Source organism: Kitasatospora sp. NPDC127111, assembly GCF_042677465.1.
Classification (GTDB): domain Bacteria; phylum Actinomycetota; class Actinomycetes; order Streptomycetales; family Streptomycetaceae; genus Kitasatospora.
Window position 1 is genome coordinate 1 of record NZ_JBHXTG010000005.1, and the last position, 18,039, is coordinate 18,039.

The window sequence follows — 18,039 nt, forward strand, 5'->3', positions numbered from 1 at the left end:
GGGGCCGGGGCGGCCGGGGCAGCCGGAGCCGCGGGGGCCGGCGCGGGCGCGGCCGGTGCGGCGGGGGCTGCGGCCGGAGCGGCAGCGGCGGGCGCGGGGGCGGCAACGGGGGTCGGCGTGGGGCCGACCTGGGTCGCGGCCTGGGTCACTGAAGTCACCTCGGTACCGGGCTTGTAGTCGGCGAAAAAGTCCCACCAGGCTCGGTCGACCGAGTTCGGGTCCTGGAGGTACTGCTGGTAGATCTCGTCGACGAGCCACTCATTGGGGCCGAAGCCAGTGGAGCTAGCCGAGCTGTTCGGGGGTTCTTGGGACTGCGACACGGCGGCAACCGCCCTCTTCCGCTTCCTTTTGGGATGTTTGGACAGCGGGGATTAAGGCTACGCCCCTGACCAGTGATCGCGCAGTCCCCAGGGCTCAGGCGTCGCCCAGATCACAGTCCTGACCTGCAGTTTGGCTGAAAATGTGCGTTAGAAAGTCGCTTGGGATGGGAACCGATCGCGCCTGATCGGCCCCCATATCGGGGCGAAACCGGACAAAAACCCTTGCCGGGATCCGTATACGTCTGTGTCGCTTCTGTGACATACGGGCGGACCGCGTTCGAGTGCGGCCGCGCCCGGTGCCGTCGTCGCCGGCACCGGGCGGTGCGCTCAGCGCGGGCCGGGCAGCCGGACCTCGATCCGGCAGCCGCGGGCGGCCTCGGCCACCTCGATCCGCCCGCCGTGCAGGTCCACCGCCCAGCGGGCGATCGCCAGCCCCAGGCCGGTGCCGCCGTCGGCGCCGGGCCCCTGGGCGGTGGCGGTGCCGCTGCGGCTGAACCGCTCGAAGACCCGGTTGCGGTCGGCCGGCGGGATGCCCGGCCCCTCGTCCTCGACCTCCAGCAGCAGCGTGCCGGGCCCCTCCCCGGGCCGGGCGCGGACCGTCACGGTGCCGCCGGGCGGGGAGTGCTTGCAGGCGTTGTCGACCAGGTTGGCGACCACCTGGTGGAGCCGTTCCGGGTCCGCCACGCCGGTCAGGCCGGCCGGGCTGACCTCCAGCGCCAGCCGGACGTCCCCGCGCCGGGAGAACGCCCCGCCGGCCGTCGCGCCGTCCACGGTGACCCCGCGCAGCACGCCGTCCAGGAACTCGCGGACCTCGAAGGGGCGGGCGTCCAGGTCGACCACGCCGTCGTCGATCTTGGAGAGGTCGAGCAGGTGGGTGACCAGCCGGCCCAGCCGCTCGGTCTGTTCCAGCGCCGCCCCCAGGGTCGCCGGGTTCGGCTGGACCACGCCGTCGACCACGTTCTCCAGCACGGCGCGCAGCGCGGCGATGGGCGTGCGCAGCTCGTGCGAGACGTTGGCGACCAGTTCGCGGCGGTGCCGGTCGGCGGCCTCCAGGTCGGCCGCCATCTGGTTGAAGGTGGCCGCCAGCTCGCCGATCTCGTCGCGCGAGTTCACCTCGACCCGGCGGCTGTAGTCGCCGGAGGCCATCGCGCGGGCGGCGGCGGTCATGTCGCGCAGCGGGGCGGTCAGCCCGTGCGCGAGGAACTGCATGAAGAGCAGCGAGGCGATCATGGAGAACACCATGATGATCCGGATCTGCGTCTCGGACCGGATCGCCACCACGACCATGCCGGTGGCCAGGAAGACCGAGACGATCACCAGGAGGGCGAGTTTGCCCTTGATCGAGCGGACCGGGTCGAGCGGCCGGATGTCGGCCCAGACCCGACGGGCGGCGCGGGCGGCCAGCGTGGGCCGCCGGGTGCCGTCGGCGTCCCCGTTGCGTTGCTGTGGAAAGGTCATTGGTCCCCTGAGATCCCCCGCGTGCTGTGGTCCCTCGCGTGGTGGTCCGCGCGAGGTGGGCACGGCGGTTCGGGACACGGGCCCCCCGGAGGCCCGTCGCCCGAGGCGCCGCTAGGAGAGCGGGGCCTCCAGCGCGTAGCCGACGCCGTGCACGGTGCGGATCCAGCTGGCGCCGATCTTCCGCCGCAGTGCCTTGACGTGGCTGTCGACGGTCCGGGTGCCGGACGCGTCCGTCCAGTCCCAGACCTCGGCCAGCAGCTGCTCGCGGGTGAGGACCGCGCGCGGCTGGGCGGCCAGGCAGGCCAGCAGGTCGAACTCGGTGGGCGTCAGGTGGACGTCGCCCGAGGCCAGCCGGACCCGGCGCTGCACGTGGTCGATCTCCAGTTCGCCGAAGCGCAGCGAGCCGAGCGCGGGCGTGCGGGCGGCCTGCTGGGCGCGCTCGACGCGGCGCAGCAGCACGTTGACCCGGGCCGCCAGCTCGCGCATGGAGAAGGGCTTGGTCATGTAGTCGTCGGCGCCGACGCCGAGGCCGACCAGCAGGTCCGTCTCGTCGTCGCGCGCGGTCAGCATCAGCACCGGCACCGGGCGCTGTGCCTGGATCCGGCGGCACACTTCGAGGCCGTCGAAGCCGGGCAGCATGATGTCGAGCACGACCAGGTCGGGCTGCCAGGTGTGGAAGCCGTCGACGGCGCCCGGGCCGTCGTGGGCCACGGCGACCTTGAACCCCTCCGCGCCCAGGCGGGCGGCGATCGACTCGGCGATCGTGGGCTCGTCCTCCACCACCAGCACTCTGCGCTGGCTGCTCACCGCGCTGCTGCTGTTCTGGTTGTCCTGCTGAATTTCTGTCACGGTCACGCCACCGCCCCCAGGGCTGCGGGCCGGCCACCTGTGGGGATGGCAGGGGCTCCGCTCGTAGTCTTGTTCCGTCGTGGACTGTGCCGGGTCCGCCGTCCCGTAGCGCGTGCACGAGTCGGAGGGCAGGTGTGGACTGCCCACCGTTCACGCACACTTCGCAGCGTACGGACCGCGGGTGCTTCCCGGCAGGTGGACCGGACATTTCCGGCCCGTGGGCCGGCTGTCCAGCCGCCCTCCGACCCACTCACGAGTGGGCACGGGCCGATACCTTACCCGGCGATTTTTCACTCCGTAACGGTACGTATGCACCCTAGTTGGTGCCGAGCCGCCGGTCAGAGGGGCTACTCGTGCGTAAGCGGAGGGTAGGTACGGACCAAAGTCGGGACTTCCGGTGTCCGTGGCCTTCACCGATCTTCACGGGGTTTTCCCAGCTGACTCCCAGGAGCCGGACGTACCGTGGTCACGACAAGAATCACGGGGGTGGGAATTCCGGCGCGCGCCGGTACCTTGGGCACCGGACGGAGCCGGTTGCTGCGGGTCTGGAGCGGAGGCGGCATGGCGGGGCTGCGGATGGGTGCCGGGCGGGACGGGTCGCGACCCGGTGCCGGACCCGGTCCGCGTCCGGCGCCCGGTGCCGGGCCGCCGTACGGGCTGCTGCGGTACGGGCTGCGGGCCGGGCTGGTCGACTGGCTGCTGGCCCGGGTGCCGACGCCCCGGCGCAACCCCTTCGCGCTCGGCTACCTCGCGGTGGTCGGCGCCACCACCACGTTCTCCAAGCTGGCCGACCCGGAACTGGTGCTGCGCCTGCAGGCGGCGTCCAGCTCGGACGGGCACAACCTGTTGCACCACCCGCTGCGGGCGCTGCTGCTCAGCGGCTTCTGGGTGGCCGGCACGATCTGGATGCCGTACCTGTGGGCCTTCGCCTTCACCGTCGCCCCGCTGGAGCGCCGGATCGGGCCGGGCCGGGCGGCGGCGGTCTTCGCGATCGGGCACATCAGTGCCACGGTCCTCTCCCAGTCGGTGGTCATCCTCTGCGTGGAGACCGGGCGACTGGAGTCCGAGGCGATGGACTACCTGGACATCGGCGTCAGCTACGGCGTGCTGGCCAGCCTCGGCGCGCTGGCAGGTCTGCTCTCCCGGCGCGGGCGGCTGCTGGCGCTCGGCGCGGCGGGGGCGCTGCTGGCCGAGCAGTACACCAGCGACCAGGACCTGGTCACCGGCATCGGCCACCCGGTGGCCCTGCTGGCCGGGGTGGTGCTCTGGCGCTGGCTGCGGGGCGGGCCGGACCGCCGGTCGCGGCGTCGCGAGCCGGCCTCGCCGCCACCGTCCCCGGCGCCGGCCCCCGCCTCCGGCGGCGCGGCCGTGCTCGACCGGATGTGACCCTCCCGGGGCGTTTTTGACAGGCCCTCCCGCGGGCTTCCCCGTTCGCTCACGGCGAACGGATCCGGGGGAACATCCGGGGCCCGCGAAACCTTAGTCAGGTCAGCTCAAGTTCGCTGACTGGGGAGAGATCATGGCATCGACGTCCACACCGCTCACCCTGCCCGTGCTGCCCCTCGACGACGAGGTCGTGCTCCCGGGCATGGTCGTCCCGCTGGACCTGAAGGACACCGAGGTGCGTGCCGCGGTCGAGGCCGCGCGTGCCGCGGCCGCCGGCACCGGCAAGCCCCAGGTCCTGCTGGTCCCGCGGGTGGACGGCTCGTACGCGGCGGTGGGCACCCTCGCCACCGTCGAGCAGGTCGGCCGGCTGGCCGACGGGGATCCCGCGGCGCTCGTCCGCGCCGTGCGCCGGGTCCGGATCGGCACCGGCACCACCGGGCCCGGCGCCGCGCTCTGGGTGGAGACGACGCCGTTCCGCGAGTCCTCCGTCGGCACCCCGGTGGCCGGGCGCGCCGCCGAGCTGGTCAAGGAGTACAAGACGCTCTCCACCCAGTGGCTGCGCAAGCGCGGCGCCTGGCAGATCGTCGACCGGGTGGCCCAGATCGAGGGCGTCGGCGAGCTCGCGGACAACATCGGCTACGCGCCCTTCGCCACCGCGGAGCAGAAGCTCAAGGTGCTGCTGGAGGCCGACCAGGTGGCCCGGCTGGAGTACGCCCTCGGCCTGCTGCGCGACCACCTCGCCGAGGAGGAGGTCAACGACACCATCCGCAAGGACGTCGAGGAGGGCGTGGCCAAGCAGCAGAAGGAGTTCCTGCTCCGCCGCCAGCTGGAGGCCGTCCGCAAGGAGCTGGCCGAGCTGAACGGCGACCCGGCCGACGAGGAGGGCGACTACCGCGCCCGGGTCGAGGCGGCCGACCTCCCGGACAAGGTCCGCGAGGCCGCGCTCAAGGAGGTCGACAAGCTGGAGCGCGCCTCCGACCAGTCGCCCGAGGGCTCCTGGATCCGCACCTGGCTGGACACCGTCCTGGAGCTGCCCTGGAACGAGCGGACCGAGGACGCGTACGACATCGCCGGCGCCCGCGCGGTGCTGGACGCCGACCACGCCGGCCTGGCCGACGTGAAGGACCGCATCGTCGAGTACCTCGCGGTGCGCAAGCGCCGGGCCGACCAGGGGCTCGGTCTGGTCGGCGGCCGCCGGGGCGGCGCGGTGCTGGCGCTGGTCGGCCCGCCCGGCGTCGGCAAGACCTCGCTCGGCGAGTCGGTGGCCCGCGCCATGGGCCGCACGTTCGTCCGGGTGGCGCTCGGCGGCGTGCGGGACGAGGCGGAGATCCGCGGCCACCGGCGCACCTACGTCGGCGCGCTGCCCGGCCGGCTGGTGCGGGCGATCAAGGAGGCCGGGTCGATGAACCCGGTCGTCCTGCTGGACGAGATCGACAAGGTCGGCTCCGACTACCGGGGCGACCCGGCGGCCGCGCTGCTGGAGGTGCTCGACCCGGCGCAGAACCACACCTTCCGCGACCACTACCTGGAGGTCGAGCTGGACCTCTCCGACGTGGTCTTCCTCGCCACCGCCAACGTGCTGGAGGCCATCCCCGAGCCGCTGCTCGACCGGATGGAGCTGGTCCGGCTCGACGGCTACACCGAGGACGAGAAGGTCGTCATCGCCCGCGACCACCTGCTCCCGCGCCAGCTGGAGAAGGCGGGCCTGAAGGACGGCGAGGCCGTGGTCGACGAGGAGGCGCTGCGCAGGCTGGCCGGCGAGTACACCCGCGAGGCCGGCGTCCGGAACCTCGAACGCTCGATCGCCCGGGTGCTGCGCAAGGTCGCCGCGCAGGCCGAACTCGGCGAGCGCGAGCTGCCCGCCGCGATCGGCGCCGGAGACCTCCGGGCCCTGATCGGCCGGCCGCACCACGTCCCCGAGGCGGCCCAGGAGCCGGCCGAGCGGCGCACCGCCGTCCCCGGGGTGGCGACCGGCCTGGCGGTGACCGGCGCCGGCGGCGACGTCCTCTACATCGAGGCCTCGCTCGCCGACGCGGAGACGGGCGGCACCGGGCTCACCCTCACCGGGCAGCTGGGCGACGTGATGAAGGAGTCCGCCCACATCGCGCTCTCCTTCCTCCGCTCGCGCGGCGCCGAGCTGGAGCTGCCGGTCACCTCGCTGCGGGACCGCGGCGTGCACCTGCACGTCCCCGCCGGGGCCGTCCCCAAGGACGGGCCGAGCGCCGGCATCACCATGACGACGGCGCTGGCCTCGCTGCTCTCCGGCCGCAAGGTGCGGACCGACGTGGCGATGACCGGTGAGGTGTCGCTGACCGGGCGGGTGCTGCCGATCGGCGGGGTGAAGCAGAAGCTGCTCGCCGCCGACCGGGCCGGGGTCACCACGGTGATCATCCCCAAGCGGAACGAGGCCGACCTGGACGACGTCCCCGCCGAGGTGCTGGAGCGGCTCACCGTCCACCCGGTCTCGGACGTCCGGGAGGTGCTGAAGCTGGCGCTGGAGCCGGCCGAGGTGCTGGTCGCCGCCTGACCGCGGGTCACCCGAAGGGGTGTGCGGAGCCGCTCCCGGCTCCGCGCGCCCCTTCCCGGCTTGTGCGACAAAGTGTCAGTAGGGCGGCCTGGCCCCGTCCACCCGGCACGACCGGCCGCCCGGACGATCCCCGCCCCGAACGACCGGCCGCCGGCGTGCCGCGGACCACCGCGGAGTAGCGGACGGCGGGTGGCGTGGTCAGACTGCGAAGGTGCCGTCCCCCACGCAGCGCGCCCTGGCCAGAGTGCCGGCCGGGCTGCGCCCGTTCCTGGTCAGGCACCGCAGGCTGGTGAAGTTCCTGCTGGTCGGCGGCGCCTGCTTCGCCCTGACCACGGTGCTCAACCTCTCGCTGAAGTTCACGGTGCTGCAGCACAAGCCGGTGGTGGCGCTCACCATCGCGACCGTGGTGGCCACCGCGGTCTCGTACGTGCTCAACCGGCAGTGGTCCTTCCGAGCGGTCGGCGACCGACGCGCGCTGCTGCTCTTCCTACTGGTCAGCGTGGTGGCGATCGGCGTCAACGACCTCCCGCTGATCGCCTCGCGCTATCTGCTGGAGCTGCGTGAGCCCCGGGTGACGGCCTTCACCCAGGAGGTGGCCGACTTCCTCAGCGGGATGGTCCTGGGCACCTTCGTGGCGATGCTGTTCCGCTACTGGGCGATGCGGCGCTGGGTCTTCACCCGTCCCGCCGAACCGGCCGCCGCCCGGGTGGAACAGCCCCAGCGGATCTCCTGAGCCGGGCCCGCCGCCAGGCCCGCGGCAGGGCCCGGAACGGGAGGTCGGACCGGCCGACTTCCCGCTCCCGGCCCGCCGGGAGCCGTCGGCCGAACGCGGTTACGCTGCAAACGACGACGCCCCTGAGGCGGGTGAACGGCAGCCGGACGGGGTGAGGGCGATGCGCGAGACGGACGGCCTCCGGGCCGGGCCGGCCAGCCAGCAGGGCATGCGCCGGGCCAACCTGGCACTGGTGCTCGGGGTGATCGCGCGCGCCCCGCGCTCCCGGGCTGAGGTGGCCGCCGACACCGGGCTGACCCGGGCCGCCGTCTCCTCCCTCGCGGAGGAGCTGATCGCCGCCGGACTGCTGGTCGAGGAGGGCCCGGCCGCGCCCAGCGGCAAGGTCGGCCGGCCCGGCACCGCGCTGGGCCTCAACCCGGAGGGGCCGGGCGGGCTCGGCGCCGAGATCGGGGTGGAACACCTGGGCGCCTGCGTGGTCGACCTGCGCGGCGAGGTCCGCGCCTGGCGCCGGCAGGAGATCCGCAACCGGGACCGGCACCCCGCCGCGGTGATGGCCGACCTGGCCGAGCTGCTGCGCCGGGCGACCACGGAGGCGGGCCTGCGCCCGGCCGGACTGACGCTGGCCGTGCCCGGGCTGGTCGGCGACGGCGGCGGAGTGCTCCAGCGGGCCGCCAACCTGGGCTGGCAGGACGTGCCGGTCGCCGCCGAGCTGCGCCTGGCGCTGCGCGTCACGGGCGCCGAGGAGCTGGCCGAGCTGCCGCTCGAAGCCGACAACGAGGCCAACCTGGGCGGGCTCGCCGAACTCTGGCTGGGCGGCGGGCCGGACCACTTCCTGCACGTCTCCGCCGAGGCCGGGGTCGGCGGCGCGATCGTGGTCGGCGGCCGGCTGCTGCGCGGCGCCCGCGGCTACGCGGGCGAGCTGGGCCACGTGCCGGTCCGCCCGGACGGCCCCCGCTGCGCCTGCGGGGCGAACGGCTGCCTGGAGCAGTACGCGGGGGAGACCGCGGTGCTGCGGGCGGCCGGCCTGGAGGGGATCCGCGGCGACTGGGTGGCGCTGCTGGCCGAGCGGGCCGAGGCCGGCGACGAGGAGGTCCGCGCGGCGCTGGCCGGGGCCGGCTCGGCGCTGGGCATCGCCTCGGCCGGGGCGGTCAACCTGCTCGACCCGGCCGAGGTGGTGCTGGGTGGCGGCTACGCCCAGCTGGCGCCCTGGCTGCTGCCGGCCATGCGGGCCGAACTGGCCGCCCGGGTGACCGTCCGCCCCTGGTCGGAGGAGCGGCTGACGGTCTCCCGGCTGGGCCGCCGCGGCCCGCTGCTCGGGGCCGCGGTCGGCGTGGTCCGGGCGATCGTCGCCGACCCGGGCCGGCTGGCGGCCACGCCCTGAGCCGCCCGGACGACCGGGGGCCGGTGTCCCCGCTGCCCCGGTGCGGTCGGGCCCCGGGGCAGCGGGGTCTTCGGCGGCCTACGCTTCGACCAGCTCCCGCTTGCGGTGGCTCGGCCGGCCGATGACGGCGGCGAAGGTGATCCCGACGCCGACCAGCGCCCAGGCCAGCAGCACCATCAGCGGCATGGTGAGGTTGGTGCCACCGAAGTAGGCGATCGAGCGGGTCGCGTCCGTGCCGGCGCCGTTCGGGATCCAGGCGCCGATCGCCCGCCAGAACGGCGGCATCATCGGCGGCGGGAAGACCCCGCCCGCGCTCGGGTTGCCGAGCACCACGAAGACCAGCACCGCGATGCCGATGCCGATGATGTCGAACAGGCACTGCAGCGCCATGGTGAACGCGCCGACCGCGAAGACCACCAGCGCGCCCACGCCGGCCAGGCCCCAGAACGAGCCGGGCAGCGCGTCCAGCACCGGGCCGACGATCACCGCGCCGCCGATGCCGGCCGCGATCGAGTACAGCGCCAGCGTGCCGAGCCGGAGCACCGCCCGGTGGGCGTTGGCGGGCTTGGCGCCGGCGCTGATGCCGAGGATCGAGGCGACCAGGTAGCCGCCGACGCACCAGCCGATCACCAGGTAGAAGGAGGTGAGGCCGTTCGGGTCGCCCTTGGCCAGCGGCACCACGTCCTGGGTCTTCACCGTCCGGCCCTGGGTCTTCTCCAGCGCGGTGACGATGGTGTCGGCGGCCCGGGCCGCGGACGGGCCGCGGGCACCGCCGACCAGCAGGGTGTCCTCGGTGCCGGCCGGGTTGAAGACCAGCGCGGCGTAGATCTTCTGGTCCTTGATCTGCCGGGCCGCGGTCTCCGCGTCCGGCGCGGTGACGGCCTTCACGGCGTCGTCCGGCACCGACTCCAGGGCGCCGACCAGCTTGGGGGAGACCTGCGGCGGGGCGACCACCGCGATCGACAGCTCGTGCGGCGTCGGGTGGTGGAGCGCGCCGACGTAGGAGGTGATGAAGCCGAACTGGAGCAGCAGCACGGCGATCACCATGAGCGCCGTGCGCGGGGTGACCGCTCCCTTCAGTTCGGCGACGAGGCCCTTGCTCGGTACCTGCCCGGGGGCGGCCATGCACATCTCCTTGTCCGGAGTCCGTCGGGGAAAGCAAATACTTCATACCATGAAATAGTTTCGCGGTCGGGCATCCCGGGCCGCGGTCGGGCCGGGCGGGCTGCGGGATACTGGCGCGGTGAGTGCGGCGAATGACGAGGGACCCCTGCTGGCGGTGGAGCGGGAGGTCGCGCTGATGTTCCGGCGGGGGCGCGCCCGGGTGGCGGAGCTCTCCCGGCGGGTCCACCCGCGGCTGGAGGGTGCGGCCTACGGCATGCTCGGCTACATCGAGCAGGCCGGGAGGGTCCGGGTGACCGATGTCGGCACGCACTTCGGGGTGGGGAAGGCCACGGTGAGCCGGCAGATCCGGGCGCTGGAGGAGCTGGGCCTGGTGGCCCGGGAGGTGGATCCGCTGGACCGCCGCTCCGCGCTGGTCTCGCTGACCGAGGACGGCCGGCGGCGCTACCTGGGCGCGCGGGACGCGCGGATGGAACGGGTGCGCGAGCTGCTGGGCAGCTGGGCCGAGGAGGACGTCGTCCGGTTCGCCGAGCTGCTGCGCCGCTTCAACGACGTGATCGGCGAGTCGGCGGCGAGCTGAGCGGCCGGCGGCGCAGGCCCGGGGATCTCCGGCGGTCCCCGGGCCTTTACTTGGCCTTGAAGAAAGTTGCCCTAAGCAACCATCGCTCCTATGGTTGCTCAAGGCAACGATTTCCCGTCCCGTCCCGTCCCGCCGCCCGGCCGCCCTCGTCGAAGGACCCAGATGACCGTCACCACCCCAGCCGCGACCGGAGCCGCCACCGTCGACGACCGACCCATGACGCATCGGCAGGTGATGGAGGCGCTGTCCGGCCTGCTGCTCGGCCTCTTCGTCGCCGTCCTCTCGTCGACCGTGGTCTCCAACGCCCTGCCGCGCATCCTCACCGACCTGCACGGCGGCCAGTCCGCCTACACCTGGGTGATCACCGCCACCCTGCTCACCCTCACCGCCTCCACCCCGATCTGGGGCAAGCTCTCCGACCTCGCCAGCAAGAAGCTGCTGCTGCAGATCGCCCTGGTCATCTACATCGCCTCCTCGGCGCTGGCCGGCCTGTCGCAGAACACCGGCCAGCTGATCGCCTGCCGCGCCCTGCAGGGCATCGGCGCCGGCGGGGTCACCGCGCTCGCCCAGATCTGCCTGGCGGCGATGGTCCCGCCGCGCGAGCGCGGCCGGTACAGCGGGTACTTCGGCGCCGTCTTCGCGCTGGCCACCATCGGCGGACCGCTGATCGGCGGCGTCATCGTCGACACCTCCTGGCTGGGCTGGCGCTGGTGCTTCTACGTCGGCATCCCGTTCGCGCTGGCCGCGATCCTGGTGCTGCAGCGCACCCTCGATCTGCCGGTGGTCAAGCGCCGGGTGAAGATCGACCACCTGGGCGCGCTGGTCATCACCGGCGCCGTCAGCCTGCTGATGATCTGGATCACCCTGGCCGGCAAGGACTACGCCTGGCTCTCCTGGCAGACCGCGGTCATGGTCGGCGGAGGCCTGCTGCTGGGCGCCCTCGCCGTGCTGGTCGAGAAGCGCGCCGTCGAGCCGATCATCCCGCCGGACCTCTTCCGCCACCGCACCGTCACCCTGGCCGCGCTCGCCAGCGTCCTGGTCGGGATCGGGATGTACGGCGCGACCACCTTCCTCAGCCAGTACTTCCAGCTGGCCAAGGAGAAGTCCCCGACCGTCGCCGGCCTGATGACCCTGCCGATGATCCTCGGCCTGGCGCTCTCCTCCACCGTGGCCGGCAAGCTGATCACCAAGTACGGCAGGTGGAAGGCGTACCTGGTCTCCGGCACCCTGCTGCTGGCGGTCGGCTTCGGCCTGCTCGGTACCGCCCGGGTGGACACCCCGTACGGGCTGCTCGCCGGCTACATGGCGGTCACGGGCGTCGGCCTCGGCCTGACCATGCAGAACCTCGTCCTCGCGGTGCAGAACACCGTGCCCCGGCACGAGCTCGGCGCGGCCAGCTCGGTCGTCACCTTCTTCCGCACCATGGGCGGCGCGATGGGCGTCTCCGCGCTCGGCGCCCTGATGAGCAACAAGGTCGGCCACTACCTGGCGGAGAACCTCGCCGCCGCGCACGTCCCGGCCGCCGGTGCCGCGGCGTCCGGCGGCATCCCGGACCTGCGGAAGCTGCCCGCGGCGGTCGTGCCGCTGGTCACCGACGCCTTCGGGCACGGTGTGGGCGTGGTCTTCCTGGTCGCGGCGCCGTTCGCGCTGCTGGCCTGCGTCACGGTGCTCTTCATCCGCGAGACCGCGCTGCGCACCACCCAGCAGGACTGACCCGGCCGTCCGGACCGACGACGGCCGGACCCGACGGCGGCCGGGAACGGCGGAGGGCCAGGGAGCTTGGAAGCTCCCCGGCCCTCCGCCGTGTGATCGGGACTCAGTGACCGGCGATCAGCGACAGGCCGTAGAGGACGGCCGCGCCGCAGACCGCGAAGCAGACGTACGCGCCGGCCAGGGCCAGCCGGCCGCCGCCCGCCGCCGGGGCGTCGGTGCCGGCTGCCGAGCGCTGCGCGGTCAGCGCGGCCTCGCGGTGGGAGAGCGCCAGGATGCCGAGCGCGAAGACGGTGACCACGGCGACGGTGATGCCGAAGCTGAAGCCGGCGGTCTGCGCCAGGGCGTTCCACTTGATGTGCATGGTGTGTGCTCCTCAGCCGGCGGCGGTCAGGCCGCGACCGTGGTCGAGGCGGGGGTGGGGGTGGCGGACACCGGGGCGACCTCGACCGGGGTGACCTCGGCGACGTCGTTGACGTTGTCCGCGCCGACCGGCTGGCGGCGGGAGATGATCCACATCGCACCCGAGCCGGCCACCAGGGCGGCGCCGACCAGCGCCACGCCCCAGCTGCCCTGCTGGGCCAGGAAGGCCGCGGCGCCGGACACCAGGGCCGCGGCGGGCAGGGTCAGGCCCCAGGTGTAGACCATGCGGCGCACCAGGCTCCAGCGCAGCTCGCCCTTCGGGCCGCCGAGGCCGGCGCCCATGATGCCGCCGGAGCAGACCTGGGTGGTGGAGAGGCCGAAGCCCATGTGCGAGGAGGTGAGGATGACGGTCGCGGCCGCCGACTCGGACGCGAAGCCCTGCGGCGCCTTGATGTCCGCCAGGCCCTTGCCCATCGAGCGGATGATCCGCCAGCCGCCCATGTAGGTGCCGAGTGCGATGGCGGCACCGGCGGAGACGATCACCCAGGTGGGGGGCAGCGCGCCCTTCGGCAGGGCGCCGACCGAGACCAGGGTCAGGGTGATGATGCCCATCGTCTTCTGGGCGTCGTTGGTGCCGTGGGCCAGCGAGATCAGCGAGGACGAGAACATCTGGCCGGCCTTGAAGCCCTTGGTGACGGTCTCGCCGTTGCTCTTGCGGGTGATGGCGTACGCCAGCTTGGTGGCGCCCCACGAGGCGAGGCCGGCCACCAGCGGGGAGGCGATCGCCGGGATCAGGATCTTGGTGACCACGGTGTCGAAGTTGACGCCGTTGACGCCGACGCCGACCACGGTGGCGCCGATCAGGCCGCCGTAGAGCGCGTGCGAGGAGCTGGACGGCAGGCCTCTCAGCCAGGTGAGCAGGTTCCACAGGATCGCGCCGACCAGTGCGGCGAAGATGATCTCCGGGTGGATGCCGGACTTCTCGTTGACGATGCCGCCGGAGATGGTGGTGGCGACCTTCACGGACAGGAACGCGCCCGCGAAGTTGAGGACGGCCGCGATGGTGACCGCGACCTTCGGCCGGAGGGCTCCCGTCGCGATGGAGGTGGCCATCGCGTTGGCGGTGTCGTGGAACCCGTTGGTGAAGTCGAAGGCGAGCGCCGTGATGATCACAACGGCCACCAGGAACGAGATGTGTTCCATACCCAAACAATCGTCGTAGTTGTCGCACTGACGTTGGTGTCGATCGCGACGGTAGGCACGCTCGGTGAACGGAAGGTGAACTGAGCCGGGATTCGTGGTTCCGATGGTGTCTGACCGGTTGACGCTACCTTTCCACAAGGTGTCCTCCGACGCACTGACCTGGGCATTGGCATGGAACGTCCGGTTTCGTTCGGGTTTGGTGAGACCTGTCTCACAGCCGCGGACGAGAATTCACCGGCCCGGACGGGGGCGGTCTGTTTCCGGCGAGTAACCCGTGGGAGGATCGGCCCGGCTCCGGGCGTCCCGGGGCAGCACGGGGCGGGGAGGAACACCCATGGGCGGGGCAGCGCAGCGCACGGAGTCGGCCGGAGTGCGGCCATGGGTGCGGGCCGCCCTGCGGTGCGGGGCCGCCCTCGCGGTCGCCGCGCTCGCGCTGCCGTTCGCGGCCCAGGCCGCCTACGCCGCGCCCGACCCGGGCACCCCCGGCGTCACCGCCCCCGCCGTCGCTCCCGGCGCCGACCCGCTCGCCGAGGCCAAGGCCACCCTCGGCCCGCTGCTCGACCGGCTGCACGAGCTGTACAAGGGCGCCGAGGCCGCCACCGAGCAGTACAACGCCGCCGTCGCCAGCGTGACCGAGCAGCAGACCGCGCTCGCCGACCTCAAGGACCGGCTGGAGCGCCAGCAGAAGCTGGTCGACGCCGGCACCGACATCGCCGCCCAGCTCGCCGCGGCCCAGTACCGCAACGGCGCCGCCTCCGCCTACGCCGAGCTGCTGCTCTCCAAGGACCCCTACGAGGCGGTGACCATCGCCGAGCTGCTCGCCACCGCGAGCCGCTCCCAGTCCGAGTTCCTCGACCGGCTGAAGTCCGACCGCGACGCGCTCACCGGGCTGCAGAAGCAGAACGAGGAGGCGCTCAGGAACGCCCAGGCGCTGGTCGCCCAGCAGGACGCCGCCAAGGCGAAGGTCGCCGCCGACCTCGCCTCGGTCGAGCAGCTGGTCTCCTCGCTCACCGGCGCCCAGCGCGCCGAGCTGGAGCAGTTGGAGAAGGCCAAGGCCGACGAGGCCCAGCTGGCCTTCCTCGCCTCCGGCGCGCTCGGCAAGGGCGAGCGCACCCCCTCGCTGGCCGGCCGCGCCGCCGTCGCCTACGCGCTGGCGCAGCTCGGCAAGCCGTACGTGTGGGGCGGGGCCGGCCCGGACGTCTTCGACTGCTCCGGCCTCACCTCGCAGGCCTGGCTGCACGCCGGCAAGCCGATCCCGCGCACCAGCCAGGAGCAGTGGGCCCAGCTCCAGCGCATCGCGCTGAACCAGCTGCGCCCCGGCGACCTGGTCATCTACTTCGAGGGCGCGACCCACGTCGCGCTGTACATCGGCGGCGGGCTGGTCGTCCAGGCGCCGCGGCCGGGTGCCGTGATCAAGGTCTCGCCGATCGGTTCGATGCCGATCCTCGGCGCCGTCCGGCCCGACCCGGAGACCGCGGCCGACGAGGCGGGCGGCGCCTGGAAGGTGCCGGACCTCCCGGCCGGCTGGGACACCGTCACCCCGATCGCGCCGAGCCCGGCCAACCAGGTGCCGGTGACGCCCGCGCCCGGCACGCCGGCACCGGCCACGCCCACGCCCGGGACGCCCGCGCCCGGCACGCCGACGCCGACCGACCCGGGGACGCCGTCCACCACGCCCACGGGCACCCCCACCGGTACGCCGACGGGCACCCCGACCGGTACGCCGACGGGGACGCCGACCGGCACGCCCACCGGTACGCCGACCGGCACCCCGACGGGGACGCCGACCGGCACCGGCACGCCGACCGGGACGGGCACGCCCACCACTCCGGGCACCCCGACGACCGGGAGCGGCTCGCCGGCCTCCACCGCCACGGCCACCGGGACCGGCTCCGCCAGCGCCTCCGCCCCGGGCACCACCTCGGCGACCCCGTCGGCCGCGCAGCGCTGACCCGTACCGGGAAACGCCCGAGGGGCGGTGGGCCACCGGGCCCCACCGTCCCTCGGGCACGGGTCAGTGCGCGCCGGTGTCCGGTTCGAAGCGGACCACCACGGCCTTGGAGGTCGGGGTGTTGCTGATGTCGGCGGTGGAGTCCAGCGGCACCAGCACGTTGGTCTCCGGGTAGTACGCGGCCGCGCCGCCGCGGGCCACCGGGTAGTGCACCACCTTGAAGTGCGGGGCGCGGCGCTCCAAGCCGTCCTTCCACTCGCTCACCAGGTCGACGTACGCCCCCTCGGCCAGGCCCAGTTCGGCGGCGTCGGCCGGGTTCACCAGCACCACCCGGCGGCCGCCGGTGATGCCCCGGTAGCGGTCGTCCAGGCCGTAGATCGTGGTGTTGTACTGGTCGTGCGAGCGGAGCGTCTGCAGCAGCAGACGGCCTTCCGGGACCTCGGGCGCGGTGAGCGGGTTGACCGTGAAGTTGGCCTTGCCGGTCGCGGTCGGGAAGGTCCGCGAGTCGCGCGGGCCGTGCGGCAGGGTGAAGCCGCCCGGCCGGCGGACCTTCTCGTTGAAGTCGGCGAAGCCCGGCACCACCCGGGCGATCCGGTCCCGCAGGGTGTCGTAGTCGGCGGCGAACTCCTCCCACGGGACGCCGTCCTGCGGGCCGAGCGCGGCGCGGGCCAGCCGGCAGACGATCGCCACCTCGGAGAGCAGGCCCGGCGCGGGCGGACGCAGGCCGCCGCGCGAGGAGTGCACCTGGCCCATCGAGTCCTCGACGGAGACGAACTGCGCGCCGCGGGCGGTGACGTCGCGGTCGGTGCGGCCGAGGGTGGGCAGGATCAGCGCGCGGGCGCCGGTCACCACGTGCGAGCGGTTGAGCTTGGTGGAGACGTGGACGGTCAGCCGGCAGCGGCGGATCGCCGCCTCGGTGACCTCGGTGTCCGGGGTGGCCGCGACGAAGTTGCCGCCCATCGCGAAGAACACCTTGACCCGCCCGTCGCGCATCGCGCGGATGGTGTCCACCGAGTCGTAGCCGTGCGCGCGCGGCGGCTCGAAGCCGAACTCGCCGCCCAGCGCGTCCAGGAAGGCCTTCGACGGGCGCTCGAAGATGCCCATCGTCCGGTCGCCCTGCACGTTGCTGTGGCCGCGCACCGGGCACACCCCGGCACCGGGGCGGCCGACGTTGCCGCGCAGCAGCAGGAAGTTGACCACCTCGCGGATGGTCGGCACGGCGTGCTTGTGCTGGGTGAGGCCCATCGCCCAGCAGACGATGACCTTCTTCGAGGCGAACACCAGCCGGGCCAGCTCCTCGATCTGCGCCCAGGGCAGGCCGGTGGCGGCGAGCACCTCCTCGCGGTCGGTCCGCCGGGCCTCGGCGGCGAACTCCTCGAAGCCGTGGCAGTGCTCCGCGACGAAGGCGTGGTCGACGGCGTCCTTCTCCAGGATCAGCTGGTTGAGGGCGCGGAACAGGGCGAGGTCGCCGCCGAGCCGGATCTGCAGGAAGAGGTCGGTCAGCTTGGTGCCGTGGCCGATCAGGCCGCGGGCCTGCTGGGGGTTCTTGAACCGTTCCAGGCCGGCCTCCGGCAGCGGGTTGACGCTGACGATGGTGGCGCCCGCGCGCTTGGCCCGCTCCAGCGCGGAGAGCATCCGCGGGTGGTTGGTGCCCGGGTTCTGGCCGGCCACGATGATCAGGTCGGCCTGGTAGAGGTCCTTCAGGCTGACGCTGCCCTTGCCGACGCCCAGCGTCTCGGTCAGCGCCGAGCCGGACGACTCGTGGCACATGTTGGAGCAGTCCGGCAGGTTGTTGGTGCCCAGCCGGCGGGCGAACAGCTGGTAGGCGAAGGCGGCCTCGTTGCTGGTCCGGCCGGAGGTGTAGAAGGCGGCGCCGTCCGGGGTGTCCAGCGCGCGCAGCTCCTCGGCGATGAGCGCGAAGGCGTCGTCCCAGGAGACCGGGGAGTAGTGGGTGGCGCCCTCGTCCAGCAGCATCGGCTGGGTGAGACGGCCCTGCTGGCCCAGCCAGTAGCCCGAGCGTTCGGCGAGCTCGGCGACCGGGTGGGCGGCGAAGAACTCGGCGCGGATCCGGCGCTCGGTGGCCTCCTCGGCGACGGCCTTGGCGCCGTTCTCGCAGAACTCGGCGGTGTGCGTCTTCCCCGGCTCGGGCCAGGCGCAGCCCGGGCAGTCGAAGCCGTCGGGCTGGTTGACCTTGAGCAGGGTGGCGGCGGTGCGGCGCAGGCCCATCTGCTCGGTGGCCATCCGCAGGCTGTGGCCGACCGCGGGCAGCCCGGCGGCCGCGTGCTGGGGCGCCGACACCTCGGGGGCGTCCTGCGCCGGGTCGCTCTGCGGGGCCTGCTTGGCCATGACTGGGCTCCTCGGCTTTTGCTCGTCCGGCCGCCGCGCCGTCGCGGGGGCCTGCAGCCATCCTCGCACCCGGGCGCCCGTCGACGGCAGGGGTGCCGGTCCTCGGCAGG

Annotated in this window: 14 protein-coding genes; 7 read left to right on the plus strand and 7 right to left on the minus strand. The window is 73.6% G+C overall.

What is annotated here, in order from left to right:
- From ACFVHB_RS04960 to ACFVHB_RS04970, 3 genes are all read right to left on the minus strand, one after another.
- Nucleotides 1-320: hypothetical protein (locus ACFVHB_RS04960; RefSeq protein WP_380315205.1), on the minus strand; the 320-nt coding region annotated here is incomplete at its 3' end.
- A gap of 327 nt (nt 321-647) precedes the next feature.
- Nucleotides 648-1,778 carry an ATP-binding protein gene (locus ACFVHB_RS04965; RefSeq protein WP_380315208.1) on the minus strand — a complete coding sequence of 377 codons (1,131 nt, stop codon included), beginning with the start codon at nt 1,776-1,778 and terminating at the stop codon, nt 648-650.
- Between the two features lie 111 nt (nt 1,779-1,889).
- Nucleotides 1,890-2,627, minus strand: coding sequence for a response regulator transcription factor (locus ACFVHB_RS04970; protein WP_380315211.1), 738 nt, complete (start codon nt 2,625-2,627; stop codon nt 1,890-1,892).
- A 561-nt stretch (nt 2,628-3,188) separates the two neighbouring features.
- Between ACFVHB_RS04970 and ACFVHB_RS04975 the strand changes: the two genes are divergently transcribed.
- The 4 genes from ACFVHB_RS04975 (at nt 3,189) to ACFVHB_RS04990 (ending at nt 8,654) form a co-directional block, all read left to right on the plus strand.
- Entirely contained in the window at nt 3,189-4,013 is an 825-nt protein-coding gene (locus tag ACFVHB_RS04975; protein WP_380315214.1) for a rhomboid-like protein, read from the plus strand.
- A gap of 133 nt (nt 4,014-4,146) precedes the next feature.
- Complete coding sequence (gene lon, locus ACFVHB_RS04980) at nt 4,147-6,540, plus strand: endopeptidase La (protein WP_380315217.1); 2,394 nt, start codon at nt 4,147-4,149, stop codon at nt 6,538-6,540.
- A gap of 211 nt (nt 6,541-6,751) precedes the next feature.
- On the plus strand, nt 6,752-7,273 hold the full coding sequence (locus ACFVHB_RS04985; RefSeq protein WP_380315220.1) for a GtrA family protein: 522 nt from the start codon (nt 6,752-6,754) through the stop codon (nt 7,271-7,273).
- A 160-nt stretch (nt 7,274-7,433) separates the two neighbouring features.
- Nucleotides 7,434-8,654 (plus strand): ROK family protein, encoded by a 1,221-nt coding sequence (locus ACFVHB_RS04990; RefSeq protein ID WP_380315223.1) that lies wholly within the window; start codon nt 7,434-7,436, stop codon nt 8,652-8,654.
- Between the two features lie 78 nt (nt 8,655-8,732).
- On the opposite strand, the gene ACFVHB_RS04995 is transcribed toward ACFVHB_RS04990, so the two are convergent.
- A complete protein-coding gene (locus tag ACFVHB_RS04995) occupies nt 8,733-9,779 on the minus strand; it encodes an ABC transporter permease (RefSeq protein WP_380315226.1) in 1,047 nt (348 codons plus the stop codon).
- Nucleotides 9,780-9,897: 118 nt separating this feature from the next.
- On the opposite strand from ACFVHB_RS04995, the gene ACFVHB_RS05000 reads away from it, so the two are divergent.
- Complete coding sequence (locus ACFVHB_RS05000; RefSeq protein WP_380315229.1) at nt 9,898-10,356, plus strand: MarR family winged helix-turn-helix transcriptional regulator; 459 nt, start codon at nt 9,898-9,900, stop codon at nt 10,354-10,356.
- A gap of 162 nt (nt 10,357-10,518) precedes the next feature.
- Complete coding sequence (locus ACFVHB_RS05005) at nt 10,519-12,069, plus strand: MDR family MFS transporter (RefSeq protein ID WP_380315232.1); 1,551 nt, start codon at nt 10,519-10,521, stop codon at nt 12,067-12,069.
- Nucleotides 12,070-12,172: 103 nt separating this feature from the next.
- Here ACFVHB_RS05005 and ACFVHB_RS05010 read toward each other — a convergent pair whose 3' ends face one another.
- Together ACFVHB_RS05010 and ACFVHB_RS05015 are read right to left on the minus strand one after the other, a co-directional pair.
- Nucleotides 12,173-12,430, minus strand: coding sequence for a hypothetical protein (locus tag ACFVHB_RS05010; RefSeq protein ID WP_380315235.1), 258 nt, complete (start codon nt 12,428-12,430; stop codon nt 12,173-12,175).
- Nucleotides 12,431-12,456: 26 nt separating this feature from the next.
- Nucleotides 12,457-13,632 (minus strand): anion permease, encoded by a 1,176-nt coding sequence (locus tag ACFVHB_RS05015; RefSeq protein WP_380315238.1) that lies wholly within the window; start codon nt 13,630-13,632, stop codon nt 12,457-12,459.
- 334 nt (nt 13,633-13,966) lie between these two features.
- Between ACFVHB_RS05015 and ACFVHB_RS05020 the strand changes: the two genes are divergently transcribed.
- Nucleotides 13,967-15,583 carry an NlpC/P60 family protein gene (locus ACFVHB_RS05020; protein ID WP_380315241.1) on the plus strand — a complete coding sequence of 539 codons (1,617 nt, stop codon included), beginning with the start codon at nt 13,967-13,969 and terminating at the stop codon, nt 15,581-15,583.
- A 63-nt stretch (nt 15,584-15,646) separates the two neighbouring features.
- Here ACFVHB_RS05020 and ACFVHB_RS05025 read toward each other — a convergent pair whose 3' ends face one another.
- Entirely contained in the window at nt 15,647-17,929 is a 2,283-nt protein-coding gene (locus ACFVHB_RS05025) for an FdhF/YdeP family oxidoreductase (RefSeq protein ID WP_380315243.1), read from the minus strand.
- Nucleotides 17,930-18,039 lie beyond the last annotated feature (110 nt).